General features: G+C 74.0%; 14 protein-coding genes. 10 read left to right on the top strand and 4 right to left on the bottom strand.

Features of this window, described 5'->3' with window-relative positions; all coding sequences use genetic code 11:
• Positions 1-180 precede the first annotated feature (180 nt).
• The 4 genes from AB0I16_RS19110 (at position 181) to AB0I16_RS19095 (ending at position 5,030) form a co-directional block, all read left to right on the top strand.
• The gene (locus tag AB0I16_RS19110) at positions 181-1,647 is read left to right on the top strand and encodes an MFS transporter (protein WP_363250585.1); all 1,467 of its coding nucleotides are present in this window, start codon (positions 181-183) and stop codon (positions 1,645-1,647) included.
• 238 nt (positions 1,648-1,885) lie between these two features.
• Complete coding sequence (locus AB0I16_RS19105; RefSeq protein ID WP_363250584.1) at positions 1,886-2,740, top strand: MaoC/PaaZ C-terminal domain-containing protein; 855 nt, start codon at positions 1,886-1,888, stop codon at positions 2,738-2,740.
• A 196-nt stretch (positions 2,741-2,936) separates the two neighbouring features.
• A complete protein-coding gene (locus AB0I16_RS19100) occupies positions 2,937-4,013 on the top strand; it encodes a Zn-dependent alcohol dehydrogenase (RefSeq protein ID WP_363250583.1) in 1,077 nt (358 codons plus the stop codon).
• A gap of 81 nt (positions 4,014-4,094) precedes the next feature.
• Entirely contained in the window at positions 4,095-5,030 is a 936-nt protein-coding gene (locus tag AB0I16_RS19095) for a 3-oxoacyl-ACP reductase (RefSeq protein ID WP_363250582.1), read from the top strand.
• A gap of 67 nt (positions 5,031-5,097) precedes the next feature.
• On the opposite strand, the gene AB0I16_RS19090 is transcribed toward AB0I16_RS19095, so the two are convergent.
• Together AB0I16_RS19090 and AB0I16_RS19085 are read right to left on the bottom strand one after the other, a co-directional pair.
• On the bottom strand, positions 5,098-5,301 hold the full coding sequence (locus AB0I16_RS19090; RefSeq protein ID WP_363250581.1) for a hypothetical protein: 204 nt from the start codon (positions 5,299-5,301) through the stop codon (positions 5,098-5,100).
• A gap of 48 nt (positions 5,302-5,349) precedes the next feature.
• Positions 5,350-6,411 carry a hypothetical protein gene (locus AB0I16_RS19085; RefSeq protein WP_363250580.1) on the bottom strand — a complete coding sequence of 354 codons (1,062 nt, stop codon included), beginning with the start codon at positions 6,409-6,411 and terminating at the stop codon, positions 5,350-5,352.
• 494 nt (positions 6,412-6,905) lie between these two features.
• Here AB0I16_RS19085 and AB0I16_RS19080 point away from each other — a divergent pair, with 494 nt between their 5' ends.
• The 3 genes from AB0I16_RS19080 to AB0I16_RS19070 are packed head-to-tail and all read left to right on the top strand — an operon-like array spanning position 6,906 to position 9,787.
• Positions 6,906-7,760, top strand: a complete 855-nt coding sequence (locus AB0I16_RS19080; RefSeq protein WP_363250579.1) for a Nif3-like dinuclear metal center hexameric protein — start codon at positions 6,906-6,908, stop codon at positions 7,758-7,760.
• Positions 7,757-8,500, top strand: coding sequence for a C4-type zinc ribbon domain-containing protein (locus AB0I16_RS19075; protein ID WP_363250591.1), 744 nt, complete (start codon positions 7,757-7,759; stop codon positions 8,498-8,500). Before AB0I16_RS19080 ends, AB0I16_RS19075 begins: the two co-directional genes overlap by 4 nt.
• A 12-nt stretch (positions 8,501-8,512) precedes the next feature.
• Positions 8,513-9,787 (top strand): bifunctional RNase H/acid phosphatase, encoded by a 1,275-nt coding sequence (locus AB0I16_RS19070; protein ID WP_363250578.1) that lies wholly within the window; start codon positions 8,513-8,515, stop codon positions 9,785-9,787.
• Between the two features lie 6 nt (positions 9,788-9,793).
• Here the strand turns inward: AB0I16_RS19070 and eda are convergent, their stop codons facing one another.
• A complete protein-coding gene (gene eda / locus AB0I16_RS19065; protein ID WP_363250577.1) occupies positions 9,794-10,426 on the bottom strand; it encodes a bifunctional 4-hydroxy-2-oxoglutarate aldolase/2-dehydro-3-deoxy-phosphogluconate aldolase in 633 nt (210 codons plus the stop codon).
• Between the two features lie 387 nt (positions 10,427-10,813).
• Positions 10,814-11,614 carry a peroxide stress protein YaaA gene (gene yaaA, locus AB0I16_RS19060; protein ID WP_363250575.1) on the bottom strand — a complete coding sequence of 267 codons (801 nt, stop codon included), beginning with the start codon at positions 11,612-11,614 and terminating at the stop codon, positions 10,814-10,816.
• Between the two features lie 726 nt (positions 11,615-12,340).
• Here yaaA and AB0I16_RS19055 point away from each other — a divergent pair.
• From AB0I16_RS19055 to AB0I16_RS19045, 3 genes are all read left to right on the top strand, one after another.
• The gene (locus tag AB0I16_RS19055) at positions 12,341-13,789 is read left to right on the top strand and encodes an RNB domain-containing ribonuclease (protein WP_363250574.1); all 1,449 of its coding nucleotides are present in this window, start codon (positions 12,341-12,343) and stop codon (positions 13,787-13,789) included.
• 418 nt (positions 13,790-14,207) lie between these two features.
• Positions 14,208-14,630, top strand: a complete 423-nt coding sequence (locus tag AB0I16_RS19050) for a DUF4260 family protein (RefSeq protein WP_363250573.1) — start codon at positions 14,208-14,210, stop codon at positions 14,628-14,630.
• Positions 14,623-15,183: a TetR/AcrR family transcriptional regulator gene (locus tag AB0I16_RS19045; protein ID WP_363250572.1), complete on the top strand. Its 561-nt coding sequence runs from the start codon at positions 14,623-14,625 to the stop codon at positions 15,181-15,183. The genes AB0I16_RS19050 and AB0I16_RS19045 overlap by 8 nt, the downstream gene beginning before the upstream one ends.
• Positions 15,184-15,225: the final 42 nt, after the last annotated feature.

The raw sequence follows: 15,225 nt of genomic DNA, 5'->3' as shown, positions 1-15,225 counted from the left end.
CCCGATACCACCAGTATCGGGGCGACCCTCCGCCTTGCGATCGCACGCACCAGACGCCGCCGGACCCGCCCTCCGGGCGGACGACGCCACTTTCGCAACACGCCCCAGGGCCGACGGCCCAGGACCCGTGGGGCGAAATCCCGATGTACGGACCATCGGACAGTTGAGAGGATGGCTGTCATGGCCCAGACGCCCTCCACCACTTACCGCACCGGTTCCGCCGCCCCGCCGAAGAAGTCCGCCCCGGTCTGGGCGGTACTGCTCGCCGCCTGCGCGGGCCAGTTCCTCGTCGTCCTCGATGTCTCCGTGGTCAACACCGCGCTGCCGTCGATGCGGGCCGACCTCGGCATGAGCGCCGTCGGACTGCAATGGGTGGTCAACGCCTACTCCATCGCCTTCGCGGGCTTCATGCTGCTCGGCGGCCGGGCCGGCGACCTCTTCGGCCGCAAGCGCATGTTCCTCCTCGGCCTCGGCCTCTTCACCGCCGCCTCGCTCGGCGGCGGTTTCGCCCAGGCCGAGTGGCAGCTCCTGGTGGCACGGGCCGTGCAGGGGCTCGGCGCCGCGGTCCTGGCGCCCTCGACCCTGACGATCCTCACCTCGGCGGTGCCCGAGGGCCCGGCCCGGGTGCGGGCCATCGGCGTCTGGTCGGCCGTGGGCGCGGGCGGCGGCGCGGCGGGCGGCCTGGTCGGCGGGGTCCTCACCGACCTGCTCTCCTGGCGCTGGGTGCTCCTGATCAACGTACCGATCGGCGCACTCGTGATCGTCGCGGGCATCGCCTGGCTCACCGAGAGCAAGGCGGGCCAGGCCAGGCGCCTCGACGTGCCGGGCGCTGTCCTCGTCACCGCGGGGCTCGCCACCCTCGCGTACGGCATCGTGCAGACCGAGGAGAAGGGCTGGACGGCCGCGGCGACCCTGGTGCCGCTGGCGGCCGGACTCGCGCTCCTCGGCGGCTTCCTCGCGGTGGAGGCGCGCACGCGGGTCCCGCTGATGCCGCTGAAGCTGTTCAAGGTGCGGTCGGTGTCGGCGGCGAACGCCGCGATGTTCGTCTGCGGCGGCGGCATGTTCGCCATGTGGATGTTCATGACGCTGTACGCCCAGAACGTCCTCGACTACTCCCCGATGAAGGCGGGCCTCGCCCTCATCCCGTCGTCCCTGACCATCGTCATCGGCTCGATGCTCGCACCGCGCGTGATGCCGGTGCTCGGCCCGAAGAACGTCTCGGTGCTCGGCATACTCGTGGCCGCCGCGGGCTTCGGCTGGCAGTCGACGATGACGGTCGACGGCGGATACGTCACCTCCATCATGCTGCCCGGCATCGTCATGATGTTCGGCGCGGGCTTCGCCACGACGCCGCTCGCCTCACTCGCCACGTCGGGCGCGGAGCCGGGCGACGCGGGCCTGGTCTCCGGCCTGATCAACACCTCCCGCACGATGGGCGGCGCACTCGGCCTCGCGGTGCTCTCCACGGTGGCGGCGGCGCAGATGAACGGCTCGGCGTCGAAGCAGGCCCTGACCGACGGCTACGCGACGGCGTTCCGCACGAGCGGCTGCATCCTCCTGGCGGGCGTGGTGGTCCTGCTGCTGTGGATGCCGGGGACGAGGGAGCGCAACCGCCCGGCGACAGCTGAGAGCCCGTCCGGCGATTGAGGACGAACTCGGCGAAGCCGGTGCTCCACGGTGCCCGGACCCCGAGGTGATCTGACGTGACGTCAGGAGGGTTCCCAAGTAATCGGCGCTCGGCTATACATGGATCGCCGGAGTGGAACGCGTTCTAGAACCGGCCGGTTCCCGAACGGCTGTCCGGCCCAGTTGCGACCTCGGTGCGGTCGACGGTGCGGACGGCCGCACCGAGGTCTCCGCCGTCGGCCCAAGGAGCTCTCACCCCATGCCCATTGACGCCGCCAAGGCCGTCGCCGCCGAACCCCGGTCCGCCGAGATCGCCTGGGACCACAAGGACGTCCAGCTCTACCACCTCGGCCTCGGCGCGGGAGTGCCCGCCACCGCCCCCGAGGAACTGCGCTACACCCTGGAGTCCAGGCTGCACGTCCTGCCCAGCTTCGCCACCGTCGCCGGAGCCGGCATGGGCGTCGTCGGCGGGCTCTCGGCCCCCGGCATCGAGGTGGACCTCGCCGCGGTGCTGCACGGCGGCCAGAGCATCACGCTGCACCGCCCGATCCCGGTCAGCGGCACGGCCGTGACCACGTCGAGGGTGGCCGCGGTGTACGACAAGGGGAAGGCCGCGGTACTCGTCCTGCGCTCCGAGACCGCCGACGCCGACGGCCCGCTGTGGACGAGCGACGCCCAGATCTACGTACGCGGCGAAGGCGGCTTCGGCGGCGACCGCGGCCCGTCCGGCCGCCTCCCGGAACCCGAGGGCGAACCCGACCTGACCGTCCGGCGCCCCGTCCGGGAGGACCAGGCGCTCCTGTACCGCCTCTCCGGCGACTGGAACCCCCTGCACGCCGACCCCGAGTTCGCCGCGCTCGCCGGCTTCGACCGGCCGATCCTGCACGGCCTGTGCACCTACGGGATGACCCTGAAGGCCGTAGTGGACACCCGGCTCGACGGTGACGTGTCCCGGGTGCGCGCCTACAGCACCCGCTTCACCGGCGTGGTCTTCCCCGGCGAGACCCTGCGCATCCGCATGTGGCACACGGAGGGCCGCGTCAGGGCCGAGGTCACGGCGGTCGAACGGGACGACGCACCGGTACTGGCGGACACGGTCGTCGAACACGCCTGAAGCAGCAGAGCACGCCTGAAGCAGCCGAACACGCCTGAAGCAGCAGAGCACGCCGGAAGGAGCCGAACACGCCTGAAGCAGCAGAGCACGCCGGAAGGAGCCGGGCACGCCGGAAGGAGCGGAACGCACGGACCCGCCGTGGCCGGACGCACCCGGAGCCGGCCCGGATCTCCCGTACGACGAGAGGAGCCGCACCATGCGCGCAGCCGTACTGCACGAGACAGGCCAGACCAAGCTGGAGGTCCTCGACGACGTCGAGGCGGTGGGCTTCGGCCCCGGAAAGGTGAGGGTCCGCATCAGGGCCACCGGCCTGTGTCACTCCGACGTCTCCGCGATGAACGGCGTGCTGCCGCAGCCCGCCCCCTTCGTCCCCGGCCACGAGGGCGCGGGCGAGATCACCGACGTCGGCGACGGCGTGACCGGCCACGCCCCCGGCGACCGGGTCCTGCTCTGCTGGCTCCCGGCCTGCGGCACGTGCCCCGCCTGCAAGCGCGGCCAGACCCAGCTCTGCCTCGCCGGCTTCATGAACGCGGGCACCCCGAACTTCAGGCGCCCCGGCGGCGACGTCTTCGGCTTCGCGGGCACCGGCACCTTCGCCGAGGAGGTCGTCGTCGACGCCCGGTGCGCGGTGCCGGTCCCGGACGACGTACCCCTCGACGTCGCGGCGCTCATCGGCTGCGGCGTGACGACGGGGCTCGGCGCGGCCATCAACACCGCGGACGTGAGCGCCGGCTCGTCGGTCGCCGTCATCGGCTGCGGCGGCGTCGGCATCGCCGCGATCCAGGGCGCCCGCGTCAAGGGGGCGGCGCAGATCGTCGCGGTCGACCCGGTGGCCTCGCGCAGGGAGGCGGCGCTGCGGTTCGGCGCCACGGAGGCCGTCGCCCCCGAGGACCTCGTCGACGCCAAGCAGCGGATCACCGCGGGGGAGGGCTTCGACTACGTCTTCGAGGTCGTCGGCAAGTCGGCCACCGCCCGCACGGCCTACGAGACGACCCGCCGCGGCGGCACGCTCTGCGTCGTCGGCGCCGGAGCCGCGGACGACCACCTCCGGCTCAACATGTTCGAGCTGTTCTTCGATGAGAAGCGCATCCTGCCCTCCCTGTACGGCGGCGGCGACGTCCTGCGTTCGTACGAGCGGGCCATCGCGCTCTGGCGGGCGGGCCGCATCGACCTCCAGAGCATGATCACCCACCGTGTACGGCTCACCGAGATCAACGAGGCACTGGAGCAGATGTGCACGGGAACGGCCCTGCGCACCTGCATAGAGATCTGAGCGAACGAGCGCCCCCGACCCGCTGTCTGATGCGTTCTGATGCGTTTCTGATTCGTTCTGATGCGTTACGGAGGGAATTCGATGTCACTGCCGCTTGAGGGCCTCTCCGCCATCGTCACCGGCGCGGGCCGCGGGCTCGGGCGCGCCGAGGCCCTGGAACTGGCCGGGCTCGGCGCGAGCGTCGTCGTCAACGACTTCGGGCAGCCGGGCCGCGACGGCTCGGGCGAGGCGTCGGCGGCGCCCGCCGAGGAGGTCGCCGCCGAGATCCGCGACGCGGGCGGCAGGGCCACCGCCCACACCGGGGACGTGGCGGACCACGAGCAGGCCCGCGCGCTCGTCGCGACGGCCGTGGAGACGTACGGCAAGCTCGACATCCTGGTCAACAACGCGGGCATCCTGCGCGACCGGATGATCTTCTCGATGACGGAGTCCGAGTGGGACGCGGTCGTCCGTGTCCACCTCAAGGGCCACTTCAACACCACCCGCTTCGCCTCCGCCCACTGGCGCGAGCGCGCCAAGGCCGCGGGCGGCCCGGTGTACGGGCGGATCGTCAACACGTCGTCGGAGGCCTACCTCGCGGGCTCGGCCGGCCAGCCCAACTACGCGGCGGCCAAGGGCGGCATCGTCGGCCTGACCACGTCGACCGCCCTGGCGCTCGCCAAGTACGGCGTGACGGCCAACGTCATCTGCCCCCGCGCGCGGACGCGGATGACCGAGGACGTCTTCCAGGGCTTCCAGGAGCCGGCCGGGGACGAACTGGACCCGCTCGCCCCCGAGCACGTCGCCCCGCTGGTCGGCTACCTCGCCTCCCCGGCGGCGGCCGACGTGAGCGGGCAACTGCTCGTCGTGCACGGCGGCATGGTCGCGCTGATGGAGCGCCCGAAGGTGGCGGCCAGATTCGACGCGGCCGGGGACACGCTCACGTACGCCGAACTGGACGCGCTGCTCACCCCGTACTACGCCAAGCACCCCGAGGGCTTCGCGGCGACGGAGGTGCTGACGCTGAGGCGTGGCTGAAGGGGGGTGCGGAGAAGTCCCGCCCGGACGCCGCTTCCGGCGGCGTATGAGCGGGACTTCTCTGCGATCACGCCCCCGGGTGCGCCGCCTGCCTGCGGTGGCGGCCCCTGGGGGAGGTGGCCTCGTCGTGCTCGGCCACCGGGCCCCGGTGCCTGCCCGCGCCCGAGGTGGCAGTGGCGGTCGTGCCCTGCGCGGTCCCGGTCGTGGTCGTGGCCGCCGCGTGCTGCGGCTCGGTGTCCCAGTGGGTCTCCGTACCGGTCTCGGTCGACATCTCTTACCCATCACCCCGTATGAAGATCGTTCGTACAGCCGGGCGAGTCTAACCGGCCGCGACCCGACCGCCCAGGGGTGCCTGCTGAAGCGGTACGGGCCGCGCCGGGGGCGGCTCCGACGGCTCGGCACGGGATGTCCGCGGCGGCGCCTCGCCGAGGGGCACGGGGAGGCGCGCGACACCGCAGGGCACGGCGCTCGTCGAGTAGGGGAGGAGCAGTACGCCCTCGCCCGTCCAGCAGCCCGAACCGGCCAGCCAGCCCTGGGGCGCGGGGAGCTGCCGCATGCCGCGCTCCGCGGGTCGCCACAGGCCCAGCCAGGTCCCCGCGGCGCCGTCGACACGCAGCGCCACCGCGCACCGCTCGGGCAGCAGCGTCTGCCCCGGCTGGATCGCGAACGGCGTGACGGCGCAGTCGGCGAGCCGCAGCGACTCGGGGAAGCGGACGGGGAGGGCGGAGCCGAGGACGCCCCAGCCGAGGCGGTCGTGGCCGGGGGCGTTGGAGCGGATCAGCAGCAGGCCGCTGTCCGCGTCGGCGAGCAGCAGCCGATCGTCGCTCTCCTCGGTGATCTGGAGGAGCGGTGACACCTCGCCACCGCGCGCCAGGTCGACCGCGACGGTCTTCACACGGCCGTCCGTCTCCCGGTCGAGGGCCAGCAGCCGCCCCGTGCGGTCGAGCCAGACGCCGCCCGAGCAGCGCCCCGGCACCTCCGCGACGTGCTCGGGGCCGAAGCTGCCGCCCGCCACCAGCCAGACGTCCGTGGTGTGGGTGCCGACGGCGACGGCGTAGGCCCGGTCGCCGTCCGGGGAGGGCGGCAGCAGCACCAGGTCGCCCGCGCACTCCACCGCGCCCAGCGGGATCTCGCCGGTCGCCGGGCCGCTCGGGTAGAGCAGCGCGAACATGTGCCGTCCGGCCGCCGGGCGGTGGACGAGGACGCGGCCGTCGCCCATCGGCAGCACCTCGGTGCCCGGCTCCTCGGGCTGGCGGCCGGCCAGCGGTACCGCGTAGGGCTCGGGGGAGTCGAGGGTCCAGCGCTCGGGGAACCAGGACTCGCCCCTGCGCGCCAGCCTGGCCGCGTAGCCGCCGTCCACCGTGATCGTTGCCGCTGTCATCGTCGGCGCCACCTCCGGCCACGAAGCTAGTTTTCGTACGCGCTGACGTGGCGTGAGTGGCCGTTCGCTTCACACGGAAGGATGGAGGGGCAACGGTTCTGCTGAGGGTGCGGGTGTGGTTGTGCTCCGCGGGCCGTCCGGCCGTGTGCCGGTTCCCGTCGTGGTCGGTCCCGGTTGTTCGTGCGCCGGTTCCCGTCGTGGTCGGTCCCGGTTGTGTGGATCGTGTCCGCCGTCCGGATCGTGTCTGGCTGTCCGGATCGTGTCTGCCGTCCGGATCCTGTCCGGCTGCTGGTCGTGTCTGGCTATCCGGCTCGTGTGCGACCGTGCGGATCGAACCGGCCGTCCGGATCGTGCGTGACCGTCCGGATCGAGTCCGGCCGTCCGGATCGAGTCCGACCGTCCGGACCATGGCCGGCCGTCCGCGCCAAGTAGCGGTGCGACAGCGGTCCGTGACGGGCGACCTGCGGAGGTTGCGGGGAAGGTAGCCTTTCCCCGTGCCCCGTCTGTCTGAAGTCATCGCCGCCCTCGACGCCCTGTGGCCCGCCGGTCTGGCCGAGAGCTGGGACGCGGTCGGCACGGTCTGCGGAGACCCCGATGCCGAGGTCACCCGCGTCCTCTTCGCCGTCGACCCGGTCCAGGAGATCGCCGACGAGGCGGTCAGGATCGGAGCCCAGCTCCTGGTCACCCACCACCCTCTCTACCTGCGCGGTACGACGACGGTCTCGGCGTCCACCTTCAAGGGCCGCGTCGTGCACGACCTGATCAAGAACGACGTCGCGCTGCACGTCGCGCACACCAACGCCGACCGCGCCGACCCCGGCGTCTCCGACGCGCTGGCGGGCGCCCTCGACCTCCGCGTCGTACGCCCCCTCGTGCCCGACCCCGCCGACAAGGACGGGCGCCGCGGCCTCGGCCGGATCTGCGAACTCGACCACCCCCTGACCCTCGCCGAGCTCGCCGAGCGCGCGGCGAAGCGGCTGCCCGCCACCGCGCAGGGCATCCGGGTCGCGGGCGATCCCGACGCGCTGATCAGGACCGTCGCGGTGAGCGGCGGCTCCGGCGACAGCCTCTTCGACGACGTGCGCGCCGCGGGCGTGGACGCCTTCCTCACCGCCGACCTGCGCCACCACCCGGCGTCCGAGGCCCGTGAGCGCACCCCGCTCGCGCTGCTCGACGCCGCCCACTGGGCCACCGAGTGGCCCTGGTGCGAGCTGGCCGCAGCCCAGCTCGACGAGATCTCCGACCGCAACGGATGGGGACTGCGCGTCCACGTCTCGAAGACGGTCACCGACCCCTGGACCGCCCACGCGGCGTCCGCCACGACCGACACATCTGGAGCCCCCAACTGAACGCCGCGCCCGCCGACCAGATCCGACTGCTCGACGTCCAGGCCCTGGACGTACGCCTGCAACAGCTCGCGCACAAGAAGAAGTCGCTGCCCGAGCACGCCGAGATCGAGTCGCTGAACAAGGACCTCGCGCAGCTGCGCGACCTGCTCGTCGCCGCGACGACCGAGGAGAGCGACTGCGCCCGCGAGCAGACCAAGGCGGAGCAGGACGTCGACCAGGTCCGCCAGCGCGCCAACCGCGACCAGCAGCGCCTGGACTCCGGCGCCGTGACCTCGCCCAAGGACCTGGAGAACCTCCAGCGCGAGATCACCTCGCTCGCCAAGCGCCAGGGCGACCTGGAGGACGTCGTCCTTGAGGTCATGGAGCGCCGCGAGTCCGCGCAGGAGCGGGTGACCGAGCTGACCGAGCGGGTCTCCTCGGTCCAGTCGAAGATCGACGACGCCACGGGCCGCCGCGACGCCGCCTTCAGGGAGCTGGACGGGGAGACCGCCACGGTCACCAAGGAGCGCGAGGTCGTCGCCGGTTCCGTCCCCGCCGACCTGCTCAAGCTCTACGACAAGCTCCGCGAGCAGCAGGGCGGCGTCGGCGCGGCCAAGCTCTACCAGCGGCGCTGCGAGGGCTGCCGCCTCGAACTGAACATCACCGAGGTCAACGAAGTGAAGGCGGCCTCCCCGGACACGGTCGTGCGGTGCGAGAACTGCCGCCGCATCCTGGTCCGCACGTCCGAGTCCGGCCTGTAGGGGCCGTAGTCCATGCGTGAGTTCATCGTCGAGGCCGACGGCGGCTCCCGGGGCAACCCGGGGCCCGCGGGCTACGGTTCCGTGGTCATCGACGCGGCCTCGGGGGAGACCCTGGCGGAGGCCGCGGAGTACATCGGCGTCGCGACGAACAACGTCGCGGAGTACAAGGGGCTCGTCGCGGGCCTGAAGGCGGCCCGCGAGCTGGACCCGGACGCCTCGGTGCACGTACGCATGGACTCCAAGCTCGTCGTCGAGCAGATGTCGGGCCGCTGGAAGATCAAGCACCCCGACATGAAGCCGCTCGCGGCCGAGGCCGCGCGCGTCTTCCCCGCGGAGCGGGTGACGTACGAGTGGATTCCGCGCGAGCGGAACAAGCACGCGGACCGGCTCGCGAACGAGGCGATGGACGCGGGCAGGCGCGGCGAGCGGTGGTCGCCCGCGGCGTCGACGGCGGAGCTGGACGCGCGTGCGTCACGGGTGGCCGCCGATCCGGCGCCCGCGGGTCCGCCGGGAGACGCGGTGGCGGGCGCGGCGAGGGCGCGGGCGGCCCTCACGGCCACACGGGGCGAGGCGTCCGCCGTCATCGCCCCCGCCGTGGCCGGAATCGACGCCCAGGCCGCGCGCAACGTGTCCGCGCCCCAGGTCGGCTGGGCCGCGCCGGACCTCGGTGCCCCCGCGACCTTCGTGCTGCTGCGGCACGGCGAGACCCCGCTCACGCCCGAGAAGCGGTTCTCCGGCAGCGGGGGTTCCGACCCGTCGCTTTCGGACGTGGGGCGCGGGCAGGCCGAGCGGGCCGCCGCCGCGTTCGCCGCGCGCGGCACGATCCAGGCCGTCGTCTCCTCGCCGCTCAAGCGCTGCCAGGAGACCGCGCACACGGTCGCCGCCCGCCTCGGGCTCGACGTCCACCTGGAAGAGGACCTGCGCGAGGCCGACTTCGGGGACTTCGAGGGGCTGACGTTCGCCGAGGCGCGCGCCCGGCACCCCGAGGAGCTGAACGCCTGGCTGACCTCGCCGGAGGCGGCCCCGCCCGGCGGCGAGTCGTTCACCGCGGTGGCGCGGCGGGTCGCGGCGGCACGCGACCGGCTGACCGCCGCGTACGCGCGCCGCACGGTCCTGCTCGTCACGCACGTCACGCCGATCAAGACGCTGGTGCGCCTCGCGCTCGGCGCCCCGCCGGAGTCCATGTTCCGCATGGAGCTCTCGGCGGCCTCGGTCTCCGCGGTGGCGTACTACGCCGACGGCAACGCCTCACTGCGCCTCCTGAACGACACGTCGCACCTGCGGTAGCGGCTCTCAGCGCAGGGAGGCGGCCTCGCGGGCCAGGGACTCCACGCGGGCCCAGTCCTTGGCCGCCACGGCGTCGGCGGGGAGCATCCAGCTGCCGCCCACGCAGCCGACGTTGGGCAGCGCGAGGTACGCCGGCGCCTTGCCCGCGTTGATCCCGCCGGTCGGGCAGAAGCGGGCCTGCGGCAGCGGTGCGCCGAGCGACTTCAGGTACGCGGTGCCGCCGGCGGCCTCCGCCGGGAAGAACTTCATCTCGGTCACGCCGCGTTCGAGCAGCGCCACGACCTCGGAGGTCGTCGAGACGCCCGGCAGGAACGGCACGCCGGACCCGCGCATCGCGTCGAGCAGCGCGTCCGTCCAGCCGGGGCTGACGAGGAAGCGGGCCCCCGCGTCCACGGCTTCGGTGACGTTGCGCGCGGAGATCACGGTCCCGGCGCCGACCACCGCGTCCGGCACATCGGCCGCGATGGCGCTGATCGCGTCGAGCGCGACGGGCGTCCGCAGGGTCACCTCGATCGCGGGCAGCCCACCGGCCACCAGCGCGCGCGCCAGCGGCACGGCGTCGTCGAGTTCGTCCACGACGACCACGGGGATGACGGGGGCGAGATCGAGCACGGAGGGCGCGGGCGCGGAGGAGGTCATGCGGGCATCCTGCCCTGAGCCGCGCACCCTGCGCAAAGGGCGTTGCGCAAGATGCAATGCGGGGGAGGGGTGGGGGTGCGTCTCTACTCGACCGGCGCCCGGCGGACCCCTAGGGCCGGCCTGGGTCCCAGGGCCCGTCGTCCGGATCAGGCCGGCTGCCCCGTTCGAGCGGAGCCGAAGGCTCGGGGGAGTCGGCTACGGGCGACGACGACGGTGCCGGGGCCCCGCGCCGTTCAGGCATGAGGGGTGCGTGCCAGGGCGAGGGCCAGGGCCCGAGGGCCGAGTGCCAGGGCGAGTGCCAGGGCTAGGGCGAGGACCAAGGCGACAGGGCGTCAGGGCGTCAGGGCGTCAGGGCCCGCGGCGTCGGGCAGATCCGAACGACGGGCCCTAGTGGATCTCCCGCACCACCACGTCGAGCGCCCACGGCCTGCCCGGCTTCGTCGGGGCCTCGGCCTCCACCACGTGCCCCAGGTCCCGTAGCGCCTCCACCAGCTCGGCGGGGCCCTCGGGCCGGGCGCCCGTGGTCAGCAGGGACCGGACGATCCGCCCCTTGGTCGCCTTGTTGAAGTGGGAGACCACCGACCGCTTCTCGACCCCGTCGACCAGCTGCGCGTGCAGCACCCGCACGGTCGCCGTCCGCCCCGCCACCTCGCCCTTCGGCTTCCACGCCGCCGCGTACGCCGACGACCGCAGGTCGAGCACGAGCCCGTCGCCCGCCGCCTCCGGCATGACGGAGGCCATCGGCGCCCGCCAGTACGCGCCGAGCGCCCCGAGGCCCGGCAGCTTCACGCCCATCGAGCAGCGGTAGGAGGGGATCTTGTCGCCCACGCCGACCGCGCCCCACAGCCCGGAGAAGACGAGCAGCGACCGCCCCGCGCGCCGCTTGGCGGCGGCGTCGAGCGAGGCCAGGTCCAGGGCGTCGTACAGGACCCCCGTGTAGATCTCCCCGGCGGGGCGCGCGCCCGCCGTCCGCAGCCCGGCGTTCTTCGCCACCTCGCCCCGCAGGCCCTCGCTCAGCCCCAGCACGGTCCGCGCCTTCTCCTCGTCGGCGGAGCACAGCTCGACCAGCTCGTCGAGCACCGCCCGCCGCGCCTCGCCGAGCCCCGGCAGCGACAGCGACTCGGGCTTGAGCGGGGCACCGCGCCCGGACGGGGCCTTGCCTTCGGAGGGCGGCAGCAGGACGAGCACGATAGGACTCCTTGAGCGGTACGAGGGGAGGGGTGCGGCCCCCGCAAAAGGGTACGGGGGCCGCGGGTCCGGGCCTGAACCGGCGGTTCCGGGTCGGGACGCTCGGCCTTGGGTCGGGTCCCTCGGCATTGGGTCGGGACCGGCGGCTCCGGGTCGGGACGCTCGGCCTTGGGTCGGGGCTCTCGGCCTTGGGTCGGGGCTCTCGGCCTTGGGTCGGGACGCACGCCCTTGGGCCGGGGCCCACGGCCTTGGGTCGGCACGCGCGGTCTTGGGTGGGGCCCCGCGGCCTTGGGTCGGGGCTCTCGGCCTTAGGTCGGGACGCACGGCTTTGGGTCGGGCCCCTCGACCCTGGGCCGGGACGCACGACCTTGGGTCGGGACCCTCGGTCTTGGGCCGGGACTCTCGCCCCTCGGGCGGGGACTCTCGCCCTCGGGCGGGGACTCTCGCCCCTAGGGCCGGAACCCGCTCCCCCGGGCCGGGGGCCACGAGCAGGCGCGGGACGCACCGCACGGGCGGGCGCGGGACTACGGACGGGCGCGGGACGCACCGCACGGGCGGGCGCAGGACCACGGACAGGCGCGGGACGCACCGCACGAGCGGGCGCGGGACCACGGACGGGCGCGGGACGCACCGCACGCACGAGCGGGCGCGGGACGCGACGCCCGGACATCCGCGTACCCGGCGGTACGGGGTGCCGAGTCCGGTCGGCGGCCATACGCTCGGTCCATGCCTCGCCGGAGTCTGCACGTGACCGGCGCAGCGGAGGCTCCGTTGCGGGCCGCGCTGCGTGAGCTGCGCACGGAGCTCGACGTGCCGATGGACTTCCCCGCCGAGGTCCTCGCGGAGGCGGAGCGCGCCGCGAAGGCGCCCCGGCTGCCGGAGCACGACGCCACGGACGTCCCTCTGTTCACCGTCGATCCGCCCGACTCCGTCGACCTGGACCAGGCCATGCACCTGGCCCGGCGCGAGGGCGGCGGCTACCGGGTGACGTACGCCATCGCCGACGTCGCCGCCTACGTCACGCCCGGCGGACCGCTCGACGCCGAGGCCCACCGCCGCGTCACCACCCTCTACTTCCCCGACGAGAGGGTCCCGCTGCACCCCACGGCCCTGAGCGAGGGCGCTGCCAGCCTGCTGCCCGGCCAGACGTGCCCCGCCGTCCTGTGGACCATCGACCTGGACGCGGACGGCCGCACGGAACACGCCGACGTGCGCCGCGCCCTCGTACGCAGCCGGGCCAAGCTGGACTACGCGGGCGTGCAGCGGGCCGTCGACGCGGGCACCGCCGAGGAGCCCGTCGCGCTCCTGCGGGACATCGGGACGTTGCGCGAGGCCCTGGAGGTGGCGCGCGGCGGCATCTCGCTCAACGTGCCCGAGCAGGAGATCGTCGAGCGCGGCGGACGGTACGAGCCCGTCTTCCGCGCGCCCCTGCCCGCCGACGGCTGGAACGCGCAGATCTCGCTCCTCACGGGCATGGCCGCCGCCGAGCTGATGCTGGACGCGGGTACGGGCATCCTGCGGACGCTGCCCACCGCCCCGGACGGCGCGGTCGCCCGCCTGCGCCGCACCGCGCAGGCGCTGCGCATCGACTGGCCGCACCACGTCTCGTACGCCGGACTCGTACGCTCCCTCGACCCCCGGCAGCCGCACCAGGCCGCCTTCCTCCAGGAGTGCACGACGCTGCTGAGGGGCGCGGGCTACACGGCGTTCACCGGTGGCCGGCTGCCCGACCCGGCCGTGCACGCGGCGGTCGCCGCCCCCTACACCCACTGCACGGCCCCGCTGCGCCGCCTCGTCGACCGCTATGCCTCCGAACTGTGCCTCGCCGCGTGCGCGGGCGCGGGCGTCCCGCAGTGGGTGCTCGCCGCGCTCGACGCGCTGCCCGGGGAGATGTCGGAGGGCACCCGGCGCGGCAACACCGTGGAGCGCGAGTGCGTGGACATCGTCGAAGCGCTGATGCTCAGGGACCGGGTCGGCGAGATGTTCGACGCCGTGGTCGTGGACGTGAAGGACAACGAACCGGCCGTGGGCACCGTCCAGTTGACCGACCCCGCCGTCGTGGCCCGCATCGAGGGCGGCACGGCGACGCTGCCCCTCGGGGAGCGCCTGCGCGTCAGGCTCGCGGAGGCGGAAGCGGACCCGGGCGCGGTGAAGGTGCGGTTCGAACCGGCGTAGCCGCGGGCGACCACCTGCGGGGCCGCTTCCCGAGCCGGGATGACTCCCGCCCGGCCGTTTTCCGGGCGGGGGCGACTGCCGTCCGGCCGCTTGCCGACCGGGAAGGCTCCCGTCCGGCCGCTTCCGGGCCGAGACGACCGCCCGGCCGCTTCCTAGGCCAGGGAGACCGCCTGCGGGGCCGCTTCCCGAGCCGAGATGACTCCCGCCCGGCCGTTTCCCCGGCCGGACACTTCCGCCCGGCCGTTTCCCCGGCCGGACACTTCCGCCCGGCCGCTTCCCCGGCCAGGGTGACTGCCGCCCAGCCGCTTCCCGAGCCGGGATGACTCCCGCCGAGCCGGCACCCTTGACGGCTAACGGCGTTAGCCATACTGTCGTCGCACCTAACGACGTTAGCCAGCCCTGGCCTCAAGGAGGACCCATGAGTACCTGCGCCCCGGCTCCGCCCCGCTCCACGGAACGGACGTCGGCCGGCGCGCGCCGTGCCGCCTGGTTCCTCGCCGCGCTGTTCTGGTCGGCGCTCGGCGTCATGGAGGGCGTCGACCACGGCTGGCCCGCGGGCCTCCTCGCCGCCGTCTTCTTCGTCGCCCCCGACCTGACCTTCCTCGCCGGCCTGCGCGACGCGCCGCACATGGCTCGCGGCCAGCTGCCGCCGAGGGCCGTCCCCCTCTACAACGCGGCCCACCGCGCCCTGGTCCCGCTCACGCTCCTGAGTCTGTACGCGGCGCTCCCCGGGAAGTGGGCCCCCGCCCTCGCGGCCCTGTGCGGCTGGCTCGCCCACATCTCGTACGATCGCGCCTTCGGCTATGGACTGCGTACGAAGGAGGGCTTTCAGCGTGGCTGACCAGCGGCAGGCTTCCGGAGCGCCGCCCACGTGGGGCGGGGACCTCACGCCCAGGGCCAGGGAGATCGTCCACGCGGCCCGCGAGCTCCTGGAGGAGTCGGGGGCCGAGAAGCTCACGATGCGCTCGCTTGCGGACCGGCTCGGCATCAAGGCGCCCTCGCTGTACAAGCACTTCCCCGACAAGCAGGCGGTGGAGGTCCAGCTGATCGCTCAGATGCTCGACGAGTTCGCCGCGGTCTGCGAGGCGGCCGAGGCGGACGCCCCGGGCTCCCTCGAAGCCATCGCGGACGCCTACCGCGCCTACGCCCTGCGCCACCCCCACCTCTACCGCCTCGCCACCGAGCGCCCGCTGCCCCGCCACGCCCTGCCCGACGGCCTGGAGGACAGGGCCGCGGCCCCGCTGGTCCGCGCCTGCGCGGGCGACGGCGAACTGGCCCGCGCCGCCTGGGCGTTCGCACACGGCATGGTGATCCTGGAGATCCACGGCCGGTTTCCCGAGGGAGCCGACCTCGGCGCGGCATGGAAGAAGGGCACGCGCGCGTTGATCCGGTGAGAGCGGCTCCGGCCGCCCACGGGGACGGACGGCACGAGGTCG

Source organism: Streptomyces sp. NPDC050703 (genome assembly GCF_040654435.1).
Classification (GTDB): domain Bacteria; phylum Actinomycetota; class Actinomycetes; order Streptomycetales; family Streptomycetaceae; genus Streptomyces.
Note: the sequence above shows the minus strand (reverse complement) of the source record. Positions and strands in the feature narration are given on the sequence as shown.